Genomic DNA, 16,472 nt, shown 5'->3' with positions numbered 1-16,472 from the left:
CCTGGGTGACTCCCGGTCCTTCCCTGATCCTCTGCGGGAAACGCAATCAAGGCCGTCACCGCGGAAGCTTTCCCCTTGAATCGGGCAAATGGGCCGGCGGCTGACGCGAACGGCCCCCCGTCTGAACCTCAAAAAAGGAGACTCGCGATGGATGTCGCGAACGCCACCGTCTTCATCACCGGCGCCAACCGCGGCCTGGGCCTGGCCTTTGCGCGGGAAGCCCGCCGTCGGGGAGCGACGAAGATCTATGCGGGCATGCGCAACACCGGCGGTTTCGACGAACCGGGCCTTGTCCCCGTCCGGATCGACGTCACCGATCCGGCAACGATCGCCGCGGCTGCTGAAATAGCCGCCGATACGACCTTGCTCATCAACAATGCGGGGATCGCCGCACTGATCGACGGGCCGTTGGCGGTGGACGTCGAGGAGCAGTCGAAACACATGTTCGACACCAATTACCACGGCGTGATCCGCGTCACCCGGGCCTTCGAACCGGTTTTGGCGGCCAAGCCATCCGCCGCCATCGTCAATGTGCTCTCCGACATCGTATGGCTGCCCCGTCCCTATCTGACCCCCTACGCCGCATCGAAGGCAGCCGTGTGGAGTTACACCAACCAGCTTCGCTTCCACCTGCGTGACAGCGGCATTCACGTCCTTGGCCTGCACGTCGGATTCATGGACACCGATCTGACCAATGGCATCGACGTGCCAAAAGCCGGTCCCGAGGACGTGGCGCGCCAAACCTATGACGCCCTCGGGGCCGGCAAGAGCGAGATCATGGCGGACACGGGGACGATCCTGCTGAAAAGCACGCTGGCGGATGAAGTCCCCGGCTATATTGCACCGCCTCCCGGGCTTTTCTGACCGCCATGGGCGGCGACCCGCGCACTCCGCCGATACCGGAGGCGCGCGGATGGCGAGGATCGAAAGGACGAGACATGCAGCCGGTCACCAAATCCCTCGGAGTCGATCAATGCAACTGCTTTACCATGAGGAAGGCAGCCCGGCAGGTCTCTCGCTTTTACGACGCGCATCTCGAGCCGACGGGCCTGCGCATCACCCAGTTCCTGACCCTGGCAGCCTTGGCCGAGGTGGAATGCGCCGCGATCAATGCGCTCGCCGAGCGGCTGGATATCGAGCGAACCGCAATGGGCAAGATGGTGGGCTTCCTCGAACAGGATGGGCTGGTGACCATCGAAAAGTCATCCAGCGATGGACGGACCCGCCTGATCAGGCTTACGGAAGCGGGACACCAATTGCACGACCGGGCCGCTCCACTTTGGCGGGAGGCACAGCGGAAGTTCGAAGAGCTGAATGGTGCGGAACAAGTCGGCGCAATCCGTAAGGGTCTGGCGGAACTCAGAACCGACGGTATCGTGGATGGCGCCCCCCACGGATGACGGACTGAACCACCCCACGCTTCCCATCGACCGCGAGGGGACCCGGTCGGCAAGTACGGGAAACCTCGCTCGATCCGTCCCCTCTCGATTTTCACGATTCCGCGCCAAGAGGCTTTCACAAGCCCAGCTAACATAAGGCTTGGTAAAATTTCCAGCCGCAAACGGTCGAATCATCCCAACCAGGGTCGTTGCCAACCATACCCCATCCAGCCGCGGCTCTATGATCCGGTTGATACGACGATCTGTCGGCTGCGCAGCCCTCGCACACGTCTCTGGATAAGACCCGCCAGGTTTTCAGGCCGCAGGATCATGGACTCGGCCCTCGTCATGAACTTGGCCGGATAAGAGGGCTGATCGTCATTTCCTGCGATTGGCAGGCGCCGCATAGCCTCGGTGAGAACAGATCGGATGGACATCTCTTGTGAGGCATTCTGATGATTGCAGACATCAAGGCTCCAGACTCCAGCATCGTCCGCCAAGCGGAAGAACTGGCACGCTCAGTATCCAATGACACGCTGTTCAACCACGTCATGCGCTGCTACTGGTTTGGCGAACTCTTCGCGCAGCAGGAAGGCAGGAAGGTCGACAGCGAACTGATGTTCCTGTCCGCCGTGCTTCACGATCTTGGTCTTACCGACCATGCTTGCGGCCCGCACCGCTTCGAGATTGAAGGCGCGGGGGCGGCTCGAACCTTCCTCGTGGACCGGGGCGTGTCGGAGGATCGTGCTCAGAGTGTTTGGGACAACATCGCGCTGCACACCTGGGACCTGAACCAATTCAGGGGCGATACCAGCCGCCTGATGCAGCTCGGCCTCGCCTACGATGTCTCCGGGGTGCAGGGTGCACGGCTCGACCCCGCCGATGTCGCCGAAGTGCTCCGGCGTTATCCGAGACTGAATTTCAAATTCGCCTTCAACGAAATGCTCAACCACGAAGTCGATTGCAAGCAGCCATACCCGCATTGGTTCCACATCTGCTCCCGCATTGCGCATAACAGATCGCCGCTGACCATCGTGGATGCGCCGGTTGTCTTGGACTGGGCGCCCTTCGACGAATAGGGGCGCTTCCGGCTTTCCGCATGGCATGCGCACCACCTGTGCAAAGACCACCGACCCTGATCCTTTGGCGTTCGTTTGCGGGTGATTCCCCGGCACCACGATCCGTCCGTCTCGGGGAGCTGTTCGGCTCACGCGACAGGCGTGTCGGCAGCCGATAGCCCCGGCGTTCGAGCGCTTGAGCCCCTCCGTCGTGCGGTGCGGATTTGACCGCCCGCGCGGGCGTCGCACCGTGCCGGTCACGTCCCGAGCGGCCCCCCTCGCGACGTCAGGCAAAGAGACTATGGCAGAAATCGAGGGGCCGATGTCATTTGGGACAACCTTCGATCGTCCTATGTTTGGGGCCGATCACGGCTCTCTTACGCTTCAGTGGGTAAGTTACCGACCAGAGGAGTGGCAGAAATGACCAAATACAGCGAATTCGAATTCAGGACCCAGCAGTGGTTCGATCCTGCCTGGTTCGAACGATCCAACTTCCAGGGATTTGGTCACTTTATCCCGATGAAGACGATCGTGGTTCACTGTTTCGACCCTCGGGCATCGGAAATCCCGAAGGCTGTCGCTGATTATTTCGAGGATGAAGTCTATCCCGGAGAGAACATTCTCAACGAAGACGGATATCGGGTCGGCCACACGCGAACGCTGTTCGCCGTGTCGAACGCCGGCGGACGGGCGCTTTCGGCCCTGCAGTCGGTCACTACCATGGACTATCTGTTCCAGGTGCAGAAAGTCGTCGTGGTTCATCATTCCTTCTGCGGCGCGACCGCCTTCGCGCCCGACACGCTCATCGGCGACTTCCACGATCACCATCATGCCGATATCGCGGCGATGTTCGATCACGACAGCCTCGCGATCACGCATTTCGAGGAGTCGATCAGGCATGACGTGGCACTGCTTCGCGCCAGCCCGGCGGTTCCAAAGAACATCAAGCTCTACGGCTTTTTCTACGAGATCAATTCCGGGAAATTGACCGAGGTGGTAAAGGACATTCCTGCATAGGGCACAGGCATGCGTGCGCTCATGCGTTGCGGCGCACGGTGCCCCGTTTCAGGCGCCGGCCGGCCGAAGCTTCCCCCTGTCCACACGGACCCGGACTGCATCGGGGAACGATGATCTCCGGCACGACCGGCGCTCGGCATAGGAAGCAGGGACAACAGTCGAAAGGGCGCAGGCGCCCGCCTCGGCGCGAAAACCATGGGAGGACGTCGATGAGCGACAGAGTGGACCCGATCCCCGAATGGCACGTCAAGGGCGACTGGTTCGATGTGTGCACCTGCAATTCTCCCTGCCCTTGCACCTTCGCCCAGGCCCCGACCGGGAATCATTGCGAAGTGCTCTGGGCTTACCGGATCACCGAGGGCCGTTACGGCGATACGCCGCTTGCCGGCCTGAACGTCGTCCTGTTGTCCGGGTTCGACGGCAATCTCTGGGCCGACACCAAGATCGATTGCGGCTTCTTCTTCGACGCCGCGGCCGATGAACGCCAGCGGGAGGCACTGGTGAAGATCTTTACCGGGCAAGCCGGCAGTTGGATGTCGCAGTTCGTGCCGGCCCATGTGAAAGGGGTGACCGGCATTGAGTTCGCCGACATCAAGGTCGAGGTCGGCGACAAGCTCGAACGCTGGAGCGTCACGGTCGACGACCGGGTCGAGGCCGGTGGCGCCCCCATGAGCGGCCCGACCTCCGATCCGACGAAACTCCTCCAGAGTTTCAACCCGCCCGGCAGCGAAGTCGGTCCCACCGAAGCCCCGGTGACCTGGGGCAAGGGACAGGGCGGTCGCTGGGCGGCGTTCGGCTTCGAGGCAAACATCCCGGCCGGCCAAGCCAGCAAGCACATCCCGTTCGACTGGCATGGACCTGACCGACCATGAGGGGCACCTTGGCTGTTTCCCGGGCCGTTTCCCGATCGGCGGTCGCCGCGCTCGGGCGTGGCTCGCCGACCTCCGGCTGGACGATGATCGTGGTGGCCCTCGGCGCTACCGCCTGGTTGGCCATGCTGGTCCTGATGGGCGGGATGGACCAGGGGCCGGGAACACCGTTGCATGAACTGCCGGTGTTTCTCGCCGGTTGGATCGTCATGCTGACCGCGATGATGCTGCCATCCGAACTCACCTATGTCGGAGCATTCGGTCTGCTGCTCAAAGGGCGCGGCAGGCCCGCCGTCGAACGTCGGCGCAGGGTGCGGTCATTCATCGCCGGTTACTTCTTTGCCTGGGTTGGCTACGGGCTGGTGGCTTATCTCCTGGACTCGGCCGTTCGCGCGCTCAACCTGGAGATGACGGCATGGTACCGCGATGGGCCGTATCTGGCTGGCGCAGTCCTGATCGGTGCGGGGCTCTATCAGGTTTCCCCCTTGAAGCACGCCTGCCTGAAAGGCTGCCGCTCGCCCCTTTCCTTTTTCGCGCGCCATTGGCGGGAGGGCGACGCCGGGGCGGTCGGGATGGGGTTCCGGCATGGGCTGGTCTGTGTCGGTTGCTGCTGGGCGCTGATGGCGGTGATGTTCGCCGTCGGAGCCATGAGCCTGACCTGGATGGCACTGCTGACAGTGTTCATGTTTGCCGAAAAGATCCTTCTGCACGGCCGGAAGCTGACGCCCCTGATCGCCGGTTTTCTCTGGGTCATGGGGATCTGGATCGCCCTCTCCCCCACGACGGCGCCCCTTCTCAAGGACCCCCTGATATTCGGCAGCATCTGCAAAGGATTCTGACCAAGCAATGACATGGGGGAGCGGAGCCGGCGAGCGAAGGGTGAAGTGGACGCTGCAGCGTTTTCTGGACACAGAACGAGGAGCCATGCAGGAAACCGCCGGAACCGATGGGCCAAGACCCCGCAAAGTCGTCATCGTCGCGTATGACGGCGCCAAGCTGCTGGATATATCCGGCCCTCTGCAGGCCTTCAGCGAAGCATCGTTCGAGGGCGGCGGCCCGGCCTATCAGGTCATTCTGGCGTCGGCATCCGGAGGCCCCGTGGTTACGGACACGGGTGTCAAACTGGAGACCGCTCGCCTGGATGGGACGGTGGCCGATGCGGTCGACACGCTGCTCGTGGCAGGCGGGGACCTTCTCATGGCGCCGGACATGACGGCGTCGGTCCGTGCCGGGCTGGCGGATTATCTCGATCGTCCCCGCCGGTTGGGCTCGATCTGCACCGGGGCATTCATCCTGGCCCAGCTCGGGGTGCTGGACCATCGGGACGCGACGACCCATTGGGCCGCCTGCGCCTCGTTCGAACGGCGGTATCCGGCCGTACATCTCAAGCCGGACGCGATTTTCGTCACCTCCGGCCACATCTGGACGTCGGCCGGGGTCTCCGCCGGCATCGATATGGCTCTGGCGATGATCGAGGACGATCTGGGCCATCTGGCCGCCCTCACGGTCGCCCGCGCCATGGTCCTGTTTCTCAAGCGCCCAGGTGGTCAGTCACAATTCAGCATCGAGCTTCGCCGGCAGATGCGCGACGCACGCGGTCGCTTCGACGACCTTCACGACTGGATCCGCACCAACCTCGACGCGGACCTCTCCGTCCCGACGCTTGCCGAGGTGGCCCGAATGAGTCCACGCAACTTCGCCCGCGTCTATCTTCGCGAGACCGGCGAAAGCCCCGCGCGAGCCGTGGAGAAGCTCCGCATCGAAGCGGCCAGGCGACTCTTGGAATCGGCGTATGATCCCATCCAGGTTGTCGCCCGCCGAACGGGATTTGGCGATGACGAGCGCATGCGCCGTGCCTTCGTAAAGGCGTATGGCGTGTCCCCTCAGGACTATCGCAATCGATTCGGGCGCCTGTCGGCGTGAGTTGAAGTCGATCGGAAGCTCTCCCGGACGCGAGCCCCTGGTTCTGTCGGGAGGGAGGCCGGCTGCGCTGCCGCGCCATGCACCCTTCAGCGAATGGCCTCAGCCGGAATCGGCGTGAACTCGAATAAAGGAAAAATCCAGAGTCAGAAATCGAGGGACGTTTGTCATTGCTGCCAAGGGATCGAAAATCCACCTTTCCGGCAGGAAACGGTTAAGCCCGCACCAGATCTTTGAGGACGTCCCATGAACACTCCGATCAGCATTGGTGGCATCGTTGCGCCGGACTCAGGACTCGCCCGCAAAGCCGCCGCGCTTGTAGAGCAGGCGCACAGCACGACGTTCGTCAATCACCTCCACCGAACGTGGTGGTTCGCGGAATTCCTCGGCAGGAAGCGCGCGCTGAAATATGATCGCGAGCTGGTTTACCTCGCGTCGTTGCTCCATGATCTGGGCCTTTCGCATGACTACGCTGCGGACAAGCGCTTCGAAGTCGATGGGGCCGACGCGGCAAGCAGGTTCCTGTATGACCATGATTATCCGGAGGGAAAAATCGACTTGGTCTGGGATGCGATCGCGCTGCATTCGGCCGCCGACATCGCCGATCGTCGGGAGCCCGAAGTGGCGCTGGTCCATTTCGGTGCCCATGTGGATGTCATGGGCCTTCGACTGGACGAGATTTCCCCACAGTTGATCGACGATACGCTCGCACTCTACCCGCGTCTCGGCTTCAAGAAGGCGTTCACCGAGGCACTCGCCGAGGTCGCGAGGAAAAAGCCGCACACCGCCATCGGCACAGGGCTGGCCGATATCGGCCGGCGCCTGGTTCCTGGCCTTGAAATCCCGAATGTGTGCGACCTTCTGCTCGGGGCGCCATTCGAAAGCTGACGCCAGTGAATTGGGTCGTGTCGCCAAGGGGGTCTGTCCCCCATCAGCGACTTGGAGCGCGGCCGCTCCAGTCCACCCGCAACACAAACAGAAAGGGCGGAGCCTTTATGGCCCCGCCCTCTTTGCTCGCTCTCCGGTTCCGGAGATGGCTCCCGCCGTCTCTGACGATAGTGCGGTTAAAAGTGTCTCAAACTCAGGATTCGGTTTCTCATCCTTTGCTTAACCGACCACACCGCCGGCATCACACGTCCAGGTTCGACACCTTCAACGCGTTGTCCTGGATGAACTCGCGGCGCGGTTCGACGACGTCGCCCATCAGGGTGGAGAAGACCTCCTCCGCCTGATCGGCGTGGCTGACGCGGACCTGCAGCAGCGAGCGCTTGGTCGGGTCCAGCGTGGTTTCCCACAGCTGGTCCGGATTCATCTCGCCCAGGCCCTTGTAGCGCTGGATGGTGACGCCGCGGCGGCCCAACTCCATCACCGTGTCGAACAGGGCGACGGGGCCGGTCAGGGCGCGGCTTTCCTTCTGCTTCTCGAAGGCTTGGCCGGCGGTGCCGAACACCCGCTTCAGGTCGGCGGCCAAGCCGTCCAGGCGGCGAGCCTCGCCGCTCTTCAGCAAGTCGGTGTCGAACAGGTGGCGGTGGGTGACGCCGCGCCGGGCGCGGATCACGGCATAGCCACCCTGGGGCAGGGCTTCGCCGCGCCAGCCGCCGTCGGCGTCCAGCGCGTTCATCCGCTCCGCCACCGCCTTGGCCGCAGCCTCCGCCGCCGCCTTGTCGTCGGCCAGCGTGGCGGACAGGGTGCCGGCCACCGCCGCCTGCTCCACCACCATGGCGTTGCCGACCTTGCGCGACAGCGTGTCGATCGCCGGCCGCGCGGTGCGGGCCTGCTCGACCAGACCGGCCAGCTGCTCGCCGATCAGCAGCGTGCCGTCCGACAGCCGGACCGACAGGTCGCCCAGCGCCGCCTCGACCAGATATTCTTCCAGCGCCCGGTCGTCCTTCAGGTACCGCTCCTTGGCGTTGCCGCGCTTGATGCGGTAGAGCGGCGGCTGGGCGATGTAGAGATAGCCACGCTCGATCAGGTCGGGCATCTGCCGGAAGAAGAAGGTCAGCAGCAGGGTGCGGATGTGGCTGCCGTCCACGTCCGCGTCGGTCATGATGATGATCTTGTGGTAGCGCGCCTTGTCGGCGTTGAACTCGTCGCTGATGCCGGTGCCCAGCGCCGCGATCAGCGTGCCGATCTCCGCCGAGCCGAGCATCTTGTCGAGCCGCGCCCGCTCCACGTTCAGGATCTTGCCGCGTAGCGGCAGGATGGCCTGGGATTGGCGCGAGCGGCCCTGCTTGGCCGAGCCGCCGGCCGAATCGCCCTCGACGATGAACAGCTCCGACAGCGCCGGGTCGCGCTCCTGGCAGTCGGCCAGCTTGCCCGGCAGCGATGACATGCTGAGCGAACTCTTGCGCGTGATGTCGCGCGCCTTGCGGGCGGCCTCGCGGGCGGCGGCGGCTTCCACCACCTTCTGGATGACGCGGCGGGCGTCGGCCGGATGTTCCTCGAAATACTGGGCCAGCGCCTCGCCCACCACCGCCTCGACGACGGGGCGGACTTCCGACGAGACCAGCTTGTCCTTGGTCTGGCTGGAGAATTTCGGATCCGGGACCTTCACCGACAGGACGCAGGTCAGGCCTTCACGGGCGTCGTCGCCCGACAGGCTGACCTTCTCCTTCTTGGCGATGCCGGATTCGGTCGCGTAGTTGTTGATCGCGCGGGTCAGCGCGGCGCGGAAGCCGGCGAGGTGGGTGCCGCCGTCCTTCTGCGGGATGTTGTTGGTGAAGCACAGCGTCGTCTCGTGGTAGCTGTCGTTCCACTGCAGCGCGCATTCCACCGTCACCACGCCGCCATGCTCGGTCGGCCGCTCGTTCTTCAGCGTGATCGCCGGCTTGTGCAGCGCCGTCTTGGAGCGGTCGAGCCAGCTGACGAAGGCTTCCAGGCCGCCTTCGTAATGCAGGTCCTGCACCTTCGGCTCCACCCCGCGCGCGTCGGTCAGCAACAGGCGGACGCCGGAGTTGAGGAAGGCCAGCTCGCGCAGCCGGTGTTCCAGCGTGGCGAAATCGAACTCGATGTTGGTGAAGGTCTCGGTCGAGGGCATGAAGGTGACTTCGGTGCCCGACAGCGGCTTGCCCTTCTCCGGCACCATCGGCGCCTCGCCGACATCGGCCAGCGGCGCCTCGGCGTTGCCATGGCGGAAGCGCATGGTCCAGGTGCGGCCGGCGCGCCAGATGCGCAGGTCCAGCGTCTCGGACAGGGCGTTCACCACCGAGACGCCGACGCCGTGCAGGCCGCCGGAGACCTTGTAGCTGTTCTGGTTGAACTTGCCGCCGGCATGGAGCTGGGTCATCACGACCTCGGCCGCCGAGACGCCTTCCTCCGAATGGATGTCGGTCGGGATGCCGCGGCCGTTGTCGCGCACCGTGACCGATCCGTCGGCGTTCAGCACGACCTCGACCTTGTCGCAATAGCCGGCCAGCGCCTCGTCGATGGCGTTGTCGACCACCTCGTACACCATGTGGTGCAGGCCGGAGCCGTCATCGGTGTCGCCGATGTACATGCCGGGGCGTTTGCGCACGGCATCGAGCCCGCGCAGTACGGTGATCGATTCCGCCCCATAGTCCGCCTGCTGGGGCTCCGACTGCGGGAGGTCGTTCTTCAGTGCTTCCTGTGCCATGCGTCGACTATAACAGATTCGGTTGCGGATTCGGCGGTTTCGCGTGCGTCAGCATGCTTTTTTTCCGGGCCTCGGCCTGGATTTTCCTCCCTATCCGGGGCGGATATGGGCGTCTTCGATGCGGAACCGCTGGGCATCCTGTCCAAGCGGGTCGAAAACCCCCTCGTCGGTGCCGGTCATCCAGGCCTGGGCGCCCAATGCGAGGATTTCGCCGAACAGCGCGGCGCGCCGCTCGGGGTCGAGATGGGCCGCCACCTCGTCCAGCAGCAGGATCGGCGCCGCCCCGCGTTCGGCCGCCAGCAGCCGGGCATTGGCCAGCACGATGGCGATCAGCAGGGCCTTCTGCTCGCCGGTGGAGCAGAGTGCCGCCGGCATGTCCTTGGGCGCATGGCGGACGGCGAGGTCGCTCTTGTGCGGTCCCACCGTGGCGCCGCCGCCGTCTGAATCGGCGCGGCGTCCAGCGCGCAAGCACTCGCGCAGCGCATCCTCCGCCGCCAGCGCCGGCCCCTCGTCGAGCCAACGTTCCACTGTGCCGGCGACGGCGAGGTCGGCGCCGGGGAAGGGACCGACCGAACGGGCGCAGGCGGCGCGCAGCCGCTGCACCACCTCGCGCCGCGCGGCGGCGACGGCGATGCCGGTGGTCGCCATCTGGTCCTCCAGCGCGCCGAGCCAGCCCTCGTCGAAACGGCCGTCGCGCAGCAGGCGGGCGCGTTCGCGCAGGGCATGCTCGTAGCGCGACAGCCGGCCGGCATGGGCGGGATCGAAGCCGAAGACCAGCCGGTCGAGGAAACGCCGCCGTCCGCTCGACCCTTCGAGGAACAGGCGGTCCATCTGCGGGGTCAGCCAGACCATGGCGACATGGTCGGCCAGCGCGGTCTGGCCCTTGGCGGGATGGCCGTCGATGCGGACCAGCCGGCGGTCGCGGTCGGATGTCCGGTTGCCGTCATGAGGCTCGCGGCCGGTACCGATCTCCACCGGACCCAGCGGGGTGTCGAGCGTCGCCGCCACCGCCCAGCCGGCGCCGGGAGCCGAGCCCAGCCGTTCCACCTCGGCCAGCCGGGCGCCGCGGATGCCGCGGCCGGGGGCGAGGAAGCTGACGGCTTCCAGCAGATTGGTCTTGCCGGCGCCATTCGGGCCGATCAGGGCGACCGGACGGCGGTCGGGCTCCAGCCGCGCGGAGTCGTAGCCGCGGAAGCGCGTCAGCGTCATCCGCCGCACGGCAAGGGCCGGAGCCAAAACCGGCGTTGCGGCGGACACCGGGGTGCCGCCGCTCATCGAAACTGCCGTGTGCTGCAACTGGTCCGTTCCGCCCGGGGCGGGGAGGATCCCCGCAGCCCCATCACACACGCATCGGCATCAGGACATAGAGCGCGGTGGAGTCGGCGACGTCGCGGATGATGGTCGGCGACGCGGCGTCGGCCAGCGTGAACTGGGCGCCCTCGCCCTCGATCTGCTGCGTGATGTCCAGCAGATAGCGAGAGTTGAAGCCGATTTCCAGCGGAGACTCGGCGTAATTGACCTCCAGCTCCTCGGTGGCGCTGCCGGATTCGGGGCTGGTGGCGGACAGGGTCAGGGCGCCGCGGACCAGCGACAGCTTCACCGCCCGGCTCTTCTCGGTGGAGATGGTGGCGACGCGGTCGACGGCGGCGGCGAACAGCTTGGCGTCGACCTCCATCACCTTGTCGTTGCCGACCGGGATCACCCGCTCATAATCGGGGAAGGTGCCGTCGATCAGTTTGGAGGTGACGACGACGCTGTCGAAGCCGAAGCGGATCTTGTTGTCGGATACCGACAGCTCGATGCGGTCGGCCGCCTCGTCCACCAGTTTGCGGATCTCGGTGACGGTCTTGCGCGGGATGATGACGCCGGGGATGGCCTCGGCCCCGTCCGGCAGCGGCATCTCGACGCGGGCAAGCCGGTGTCCGTCGGTGGCGACGGCGCGCAGCACCGGCGTCTCCAGGCTGCCCATCTTGCTCTTGGCGGCGTGGAGATAGATGCCGTTCAGGTAATAGCGCGTCTCCTCGGTGGAGATCGCGAAGCGGGTGCGGTCGATCAGCCCGCGCAGGTCGGCGGCGGCGACCGAGAAATTGTGCTTCAGGTCGCCGCTGGACAGCTGCGGGAAATCCTCGACCGGAAGGCAGGACAGCTTGAACTGCGACCGGCCGGCACGCAGCGTCAGGACGGTGCCGTCGCCGGCGATGTCCAGCTCCACCTGGCTGCCGTCGGGCAGCTTGCGGACGATGTCGAACAGGGTGTGGGCCGGCGCCGTGGTGCCGCCGGGGCGCCCGACCGTCGCCGGCACCGTCTCCACGATCTCCAGGTCCATGTCGGTGGCGGCCAGCGACAATTCGCCGTCGCCGGCGCGCAGCAGGACGTTGGAGAGGATCGGAATGGTGTTCCGCCGCTCGACCACACTCTGCACGTGACCCAGGGAACGGAGAAGGGCGGCGCGTTCGATGGTGATGTTCATGCTGGCGTCGTCTCGGCGGGGCTGAGTTTGCGAAGCCCGCCGGGAGGCCGGCCGTCGTCCGGCCGTCCCGCCCCGAGCGGGCGCGCATCATACCACATCGATGGTTGCACCGAACCAAATTGTTGCGGCTAAGGCCTTCGGCCGAGGGGGGAGTTCCTGCGCGACGCCCCCACCCCAACCCTCCCCCGCTGGGCGGGGGAGGGAGTTGGATTTTCGTCGGCGTTCGGCGGCAGTCCCTCCCCCGCCCAGCTCTCGCACAAAGCTTTGCTTTGTGCTGACGCGGCAGGCGGACCGTAGGTCCGCTGAGAGCGGGGGAGGTTAGGTGGGGGGTAACGCCTCCGTGAAATCACGCGCCGCCCGCCGTCTCGCCTCGTGCAGCCGCAGGATTTCGACGAAATCGGCGCTCTGCCAGTTGCGCGACCGGCTCAGCTCGCTGCGCACGCTGGCGACGAAGGCGTCGATCACCGCCCATTCATCCCGGGTGATCTCCGCCGCCGCGTCGAGATAGCTGTGCACCACCCGGTGCAGGCCCTGGCTGACCGGGCTGATCCAGCCGTCCACCGGCTCGTCCATCGCCGCCATCAGCCGGCGGATGCGCAGCAGGTGGGCCATGCGCTGGGCCGGCTTCTCCTGCGGCTCGGCCTTCATCGCCTGGAGGAAGGCGAGGCGGCCGGTCTCCACCGCATAGAGGCGCAGCGACTTCAGCTCCGGGTTGGCGTAGCCGGCGGTGCCGAGATGGCGGCCCCAGCGCCAGACCAGTTCCAGCAGCCAGACGATGTCCTCATGGTCGGGCACCGGGGCGTGGCGGGCGTTCATCGCCGCCTGCAGCCGGGCGGCCAGCGCCGGCATCACCGTGCCGGTCAGCTCGCGGCTGACGGCGCTCAGCTCCGCCCGCAGGGCCGGGCCGGTCGACCGGCTGGCGAGGAAGCCGGTGCCCGCCAGCGCCGTCAGCCCGCGGTCGAACCGCTCCACCGCCTCGCCCAGCAGGGCGCGGGCCGGGGCAGGGGTCGACAGGACCCCGCCATCCCCCATCTCCCTGTTCTGGATGTCCATGTCGCCGAACATCCCGTCCACCGCCTCGCGGATGGTGGCGCAGGCGGCGTGGAAATGGCAGAGCAGGGCGCGCAGCAGGGGATGCGACTCGCGCACCGCCGGGCCGCCATGCTCGCGCACATGGCGCAGCACCACGTCGTAGCGCCGCTTGACGTTCAGGCCGTAGAGCGGGGCGAACCAGGCCAGCACCTGCGACTGGTCGCGGAAGGGCAGGCCGAGATCGCGCACCCGGCGGACGAAGCCGACCATCAGCGCCGACTGGCAGTCCACCTCGGCGGAGCGCGGGTCGGAGGCGTCCTGCATCCCCTCCCGCCGCATCTCCTCGATGTCGCGGCGCATGCGCAGGGTCAGCGGCACCAGCACATCGTTGTGCTCCAGCAGCGCGCGGACGAAGCCCAGCAGGTCGGCGTCGATCGGCGCCTTGCGGCCGAGATACTGGGTGCGCAGCCGGGCGTCGTGGTGCGCCTCGTCGTTCGCCAGCGCCAGGAAACGGTCGGTCAGCTTGCGGTCGCCGGCCATGGCATAGAGGAAGTCCAGGGCTTCCTTGCGCATCAGTTCGCGCATCACCATCGCGTCGGGGCCGGCAAGCACGGCGTCCAGCATCGCCTCGCGCGCCAGCTCGTCCAGCCGGCCCTGCACCTCCGCCGCCAGCCCGGGGAAGGCGTACCGGGCCAGCGCCGCCCAGATGCCGCCCATGTCGACCCGCTGGAGCAGTGCCGGCACCGACTCCGGCGCGCGGTAGAGGATCGGGTCGTCGACCAGGAAGGGTTCGAACAGGCTGGTGAACAGGCGCCGCGCCTTCATCGGCCGCAGCCGGTTGAAATGGTCGACCAGCGCGTCGCGGAGATGCCGTGCCCGCTCGCCGTTCGGACTGGACGCCCCCTCGACCGCATCCAGCACCGAGCGGATGGCGTGCATCGGGATGCGGGCGACGACCTCGTCCATCTGGCGGCGGAAGGTGGCGGAGCCCATGCCGTCCCCGCCGGCCGCAGCGGTGGCGGAGGGGAGGGAGGCCGTGGCCGTCGGCGTGCTGTTCATGCGCCCAACACCTCGCGGGATGATCGTCGCCCGACGCTCATGATCGCGGGAGATTATTAAATATCCTTTGCTATTTCCATGCGTGTATTCGGCCGATCATTAGGACTACCGGCATATGCCGGGCGAATGCTTTGTGATCTTAGGTTTACCTTTTTCGGACTCTTCGGCTACAGGCCCGCCGCCAACTGGGCGTCCAGCCCGGCGCGATAGTCGGGATAAGCCAGGGTGACGCCGAGTTGGCGTTTGATGCGGTCGTTCTTCACCCGGCGGCAATCGGCGTAGAAGCTGGCGGCCATCGGCGACATCTCGGCCTGGTCGAAGGGCACCAGCGGCGGCGGCTCCACCCCCAGCAGGCGGCAGGCATAGTCCACCACCTCGTGCGACGGGCTGGGCAGGTCGTCGGCCACATTGTAGACCGCCCCCAGCGTCGGCCGGGCCATCGACGCGCGCAGCGTGTTGGCGATGTCGTCGACATGGATGCGGCAGAAGACCTGACCCGGCTTGTCCACCCGCTTGGCGATGCCGTCGCGCACGGAATCGATGGCGCTGCGGCCGGGGCCGTAGATTCCGGCCAGCCGGAACAGGTGCATCGGCACGCCATACTGGCGGTACAGGTTCAGCCAGCCGCGTTCCGCCTCCACCCTTCGCTTCTGGCGCTCGCCGGTCGGCCTCAGCCACGCCGCTTCGCTCACCCACGCGCCCGCGGTGTCGCCATAGACGCCGGTGGTGGAGAGATAGCCGGCCCACTCCAGCGTGCGCAGGTCGGCCAGATCGCCGGCATGCTGGTCCAGCACCGGATCGCCCTTGCCGTCCGGCGGGATGCTGACCAGCAGATGGGTGGTGCCGGCCAGCGCCGCTTGCGCATCGGCCAGCGGCCTGCCGCGCTCGAACAGGAAGGCCTCGATGCCCTGGGCTTCCAGCTCCGCCTTCTTCTCCGCGCTGCGGCAGGTGGCGGCGATGCGCCATCCCTCGGCGCGCAGCCCGTCGGCGAAGACGCGGGCGCTGTAGCCGGGGCCGAAGACGAACAGGCGGGGATCGGTCATCAGGAGGCGGTTCCGGTTGAGGACGGGGAGCGGTGTAGCAGCGGGGACGGGCTTGCGGGCTTGCGCCCTGCCCGGCGATGGCGGAGTGTAAAGCCACCATGACCCGACGCAATCCCTACCTTTCCGCTGCCCTCGCACTGGGGCTTTTCGCCAGCTTGCCGGCCACGCCCGCGGCATCCGCCACCGGTCCGTCCTCCGGCCTCGACCGCAACCGCGAACTCCAGGCCTGTGCCGCCAAGGCGGAGGCCAATCCCGACGGGGCCAAGGCCGACGCGATGCGCTGGCAGGAGCAGGGCGGCGGCGACTTCGCCAAGCTCTGCTACGCGCTGGCGCAGTTCCATGCCGGGGAGTTCAAGGCGGCCGGCACCCAGATGGAGGCGCTGGTACCGACGCTGGGCAAGGACGATCCCAAGGCCGCCGCCTCGCTGCTCGGCCGGGCCGGCTGGGCGTGGCTGCGGGCCGGCGACCAGGGCCGGGCGGAGCGGCTCTACGGCGCCGCTCTCGACAAGACGCCGGGCGACACCGACCTGCTGATCGACCGCGCCTTCGCCCGCGCCGAGGGGGAGCGCTTCTGGGACGCCATCGCCGACCTGGACGCCGCGCTGTCGCGCGACCCGCGGCGGGCCGACGCCTATCTCTACCGCGCCACCGCCAACAAGGCGCTGTCCAACTACCGGCAGGCGCTGGCCGACATCGACCATGCCCTGGAACTGAAGCCCGGCGACCCGGAGGCGATCCTGCTGCGCGGCAACGTCAAGGCGCTGGGCGGCAACCTGCCGGCCGCGCGCGACGACTGGGCGCTGACCCGCCGCGTTTCCCCCGACAGCGACTGGGGCCGCGCCGCCGCCGACAATCTCGCCCGGACGGCGGAGGTCGCGGGGGCCAAGGGCAAGGAAGCGGGTAAGGATACGGCAAAGCCGAAATCTCCCTGATATCCGTCGGCGTCCGGGGTAAAAAACGCCTGACCTCAAGACTTTCCCGATGCAGGTACGGGCCGCCGACGTCCCTCCGC

Annotated in this window: 14 protein-coding genes; 9 read left to right on the top strand and 5 right to left on the bottom strand. The window is 66.6% G+C overall.

Annotation, left to right across the window (positions count from 1 at the left end; all coding sequences use genetic code 11):
• Nucleotides 1-147 precede the first annotated feature (147 nt).
• The 8 genes from JHL17_RS18235 to JHL17_RS18200 all read left to right on the top strand — a co-directional run bounded on the left by JHL17_RS18235 (nt 148) and on the right by JHL17_RS18200 (nt 7,131).
• Nucleotides 148-864, top strand: a complete 717-nt coding sequence (locus JHL17_RS18235) for an SDR family oxidoreductase (protein ID WP_200195176.1) — start codon at nt 148-150, stop codon at nt 862-864.
• Nucleotides 865-938: 74 nt separating this feature from the next.
• The gene (locus JHL17_RS18230) at nt 939-1,400 is read left to right on the top strand and encodes a MarR family winged helix-turn-helix transcriptional regulator (RefSeq protein WP_200195174.1); all 462 of its coding nucleotides are present in this window, start codon (nt 939-941) and stop codon (nt 1,398-1,400) included.
• Between the two features lie 434 nt (nt 1,401-1,834).
• Nucleotides 1,835-2,458 (top strand): HD domain-containing protein, encoded by a 624-nt coding sequence (locus tag JHL17_RS18225; protein WP_200195171.1) that lies wholly within the window; start codon nt 1,835-1,837, stop codon nt 2,456-2,458.
• A 399-nt stretch (nt 2,459-2,857) separates the two neighbouring features.
• Nucleotides 2,858-3,454 (top strand): carbonic anhydrase, encoded by a 597-nt coding sequence (locus JHL17_RS18220; RefSeq protein ID WP_200195169.1) that lies wholly within the window; start codon nt 2,858-2,860, stop codon nt 3,452-3,454.
• A gap of 209 nt (nt 3,455-3,663) precedes the next feature.
• Nucleotides 3,664-4,326 carry a DUF1326 domain-containing protein gene (locus JHL17_RS18215; RefSeq protein ID WP_200195167.1) on the top strand — a complete coding sequence of 221 codons (663 nt, stop codon included), beginning with the start codon at nt 3,664-3,666 and terminating at the stop codon, nt 4,324-4,326.
• The gene (locus JHL17_RS18210) at nt 4,323-5,162 is read left to right on the top strand and encodes a DUF2182 domain-containing protein (RefSeq protein WP_200195165.1); all 840 of its coding nucleotides are present in this window, start codon (nt 4,323-4,325) and stop codon (nt 5,160-5,162) included. Before JHL17_RS18215 ends, JHL17_RS18210 begins: the two co-directional genes overlap by 4 nt.
• A gap of 40 nt (nt 5,163-5,202) precedes the next feature.
• Nucleotides 5,203-6,246, top strand: coding sequence for a GlxA family transcriptional regulator (locus JHL17_RS18205; protein WP_345773833.1), 1,044 nt, complete (start codon nt 5,203-5,205; stop codon nt 6,244-6,246).
• A gap of 243 nt (nt 6,247-6,489) precedes the next feature.
• Nucleotides 6,490-7,131, top strand: a complete 642-nt coding sequence (locus JHL17_RS18200) for an HD domain-containing protein (protein WP_200195163.1) — start codon at nt 6,490-6,492, stop codon at nt 7,129-7,131.
• A gap of 241 nt (nt 7,132-7,372) precedes the next feature.
• On the opposite strand, the gene gyrB is transcribed toward JHL17_RS18200, so the two are convergent.
• The 5 genes from gyrB to JHL17_RS18175 all read right to left on the bottom strand — a co-directional run bounded on the left by gyrB (nt 7,373) and on the right by JHL17_RS18175 (nt 15,460).
• Nucleotides 7,373-9,856: a DNA topoisomerase (ATP-hydrolyzing) subunit B gene (gene gyrB, locus JHL17_RS18195; protein ID WP_200195161.1), complete on the bottom strand. Its 2,484-nt coding sequence runs from the start codon at nt 9,854-9,856 to the stop codon at nt 7,373-7,375.
• Nucleotides 9,857-9,946: 90 nt separating this feature from the next.
• The gene (gene recF / locus JHL17_RS18190; RefSeq protein WP_200195256.1) at nt 9,947-11,131 is read right to left on the bottom strand and encodes a DNA replication/repair protein RecF; all 1,185 of its coding nucleotides are present in this window, start codon (nt 11,129-11,131) and stop codon (nt 9,947-9,949) included.
• Nucleotides 11,132-11,195: 64 nt separating this feature from the next.
• Nucleotides 11,196-12,326: a DNA polymerase III subunit beta gene (dnaN, locus tag JHL17_RS18185; RefSeq protein ID WP_200195159.1), complete on the bottom strand. Its 1,131-nt coding sequence runs from the start codon at nt 12,324-12,326 to the stop codon at nt 11,196-11,198.
• Nucleotides 12,327-12,644: 318 nt separating this feature from the next.
• Nucleotides 12,645-14,417: a hypothetical protein gene (locus JHL17_RS18180; protein WP_200195158.1), complete on the bottom strand. Its 1,773-nt coding sequence runs from the start codon at nt 14,415-14,417 to the stop codon at nt 12,645-12,647.
• 167 nt (nt 14,418-14,584) lie between these two features.
• Nucleotides 14,585-15,460 carry an SDR family oxidoreductase gene (locus JHL17_RS18175; RefSeq protein ID WP_200195156.1) on the bottom strand — a complete coding sequence of 292 codons (876 nt, stop codon included), beginning with the start codon at nt 15,458-15,460 and terminating at the stop codon, nt 14,585-14,587.
• A gap of 98 nt (nt 15,461-15,558) precedes the next feature.
• Here JHL17_RS18175 and JHL17_RS18170 point away from each other — a divergent pair, with 98 nt between their 5' ends.
• The gene (locus JHL17_RS18170; RefSeq protein ID WP_247893633.1) at nt 15,559-16,392 is read left to right on the top strand and encodes a tetratricopeptide repeat protein; all 834 of its coding nucleotides are present in this window, start codon (nt 15,559-15,561) and stop codon (nt 16,390-16,392) included.
• Nucleotides 16,393-16,472: the final 80 nt, after the last annotated feature.

This window comes from Azospirillum endophyticum, assembly GCF_016595245.1.
Lineage (GTDB): Bacteria > Pseudomonadota > Alphaproteobacteria > Azospirillales > Azospirillaceae > Azospirillum > Azospirillum endophyticum.
This window is presented reverse-complemented; position numbering and strand designations above follow the sequence as displayed.

Excerpts from the sequence above, each read along its gene's own strand:
- JHL17_RS18210 (WP_200195165.1), top strand. The coding sequence starts at position 4,323 with ATGAGGGGCACCTTGGCTGTTTCCCGGGCCGTTTCCCGATCGGCGGTC.
- JHL17_RS18170 (WP_247893633.1), top strand. The coding sequence starts at position 15,559 with ATGACCCGACGCAATCCCTACCTTTCCGCTGCCCTCGCACTGGGGCTT.
- JHL17_RS18200 (WP_200195163.1), top strand. The coding sequence starts at position 6,490 with ATGAACACTCCGATCAGCATTGGTGGCATCGTTGCGCCGGACTCAGGA.
- JHL17_RS18235 (WP_200195176.1), top strand. The coding sequence starts at position 148 with ATGGATGTCGCGAACGCCACCGTCTTCATCACCGGCGCCAACCGCGGC.
- JHL17_RS18230 (WP_200195174.1), top strand. The coding sequence starts at position 939 with ATGCAGCCGGTCACCAAATCCCTCGGAGTCGATCAATGCAACTGCTTT.
- dnaN (WP_200195159.1), bottom strand. The coding sequence starts at position 12,326 with ATGAACATCACCATCGAACGCGCCGCCCTTCTCCGTTCCCTGGGTCAC.
- JHL17_RS18220 (WP_200195169.1), top strand. The coding sequence starts at position 2,858 with ATGACCAAATACAGCGAATTCGAATTCAGGACCCAGCAGTGGTTCGAT.
- recF (WP_200195256.1), bottom strand. The coding sequence starts at position 11,131 with ATGAGCGGCGGCACCCCGGTGTCCGCCGCAACGCCGGTTTTGGCTCCG.
- JHL17_RS18225 (WP_200195171.1), top strand. The coding sequence starts at position 1,835 with ATGATTGCAGACATCAAGGCTCCAGACTCCAGCATCGTCCGCCAAGCG.
- JHL17_RS18175 (WP_200195156.1), bottom strand. The coding sequence starts at position 15,460 with ATGACCGATCCCCGCCTGTTCGTCTTCGGCCCCGGCTACAGCGCCCGC.
- JHL17_RS18180 (WP_200195158.1), bottom strand. The coding sequence starts at position 14,417 with ATGAACAGCACGCCGACGGCCACGGCCTCCCTCCCCTCCGCCACCGCT.
- JHL17_RS18215 (WP_200195167.1), top strand. The coding sequence starts at position 3,664 with ATGAGCGACAGAGTGGACCCGATCCCCGAATGGCACGTCAAGGGCGAC.
- gyrB (WP_200195161.1), bottom strand. The coding sequence starts at position 9,856 with ATGGCACAGGAAGCACTGAAGAACGACCTCCCGCAGTCGGAGCCCCAG.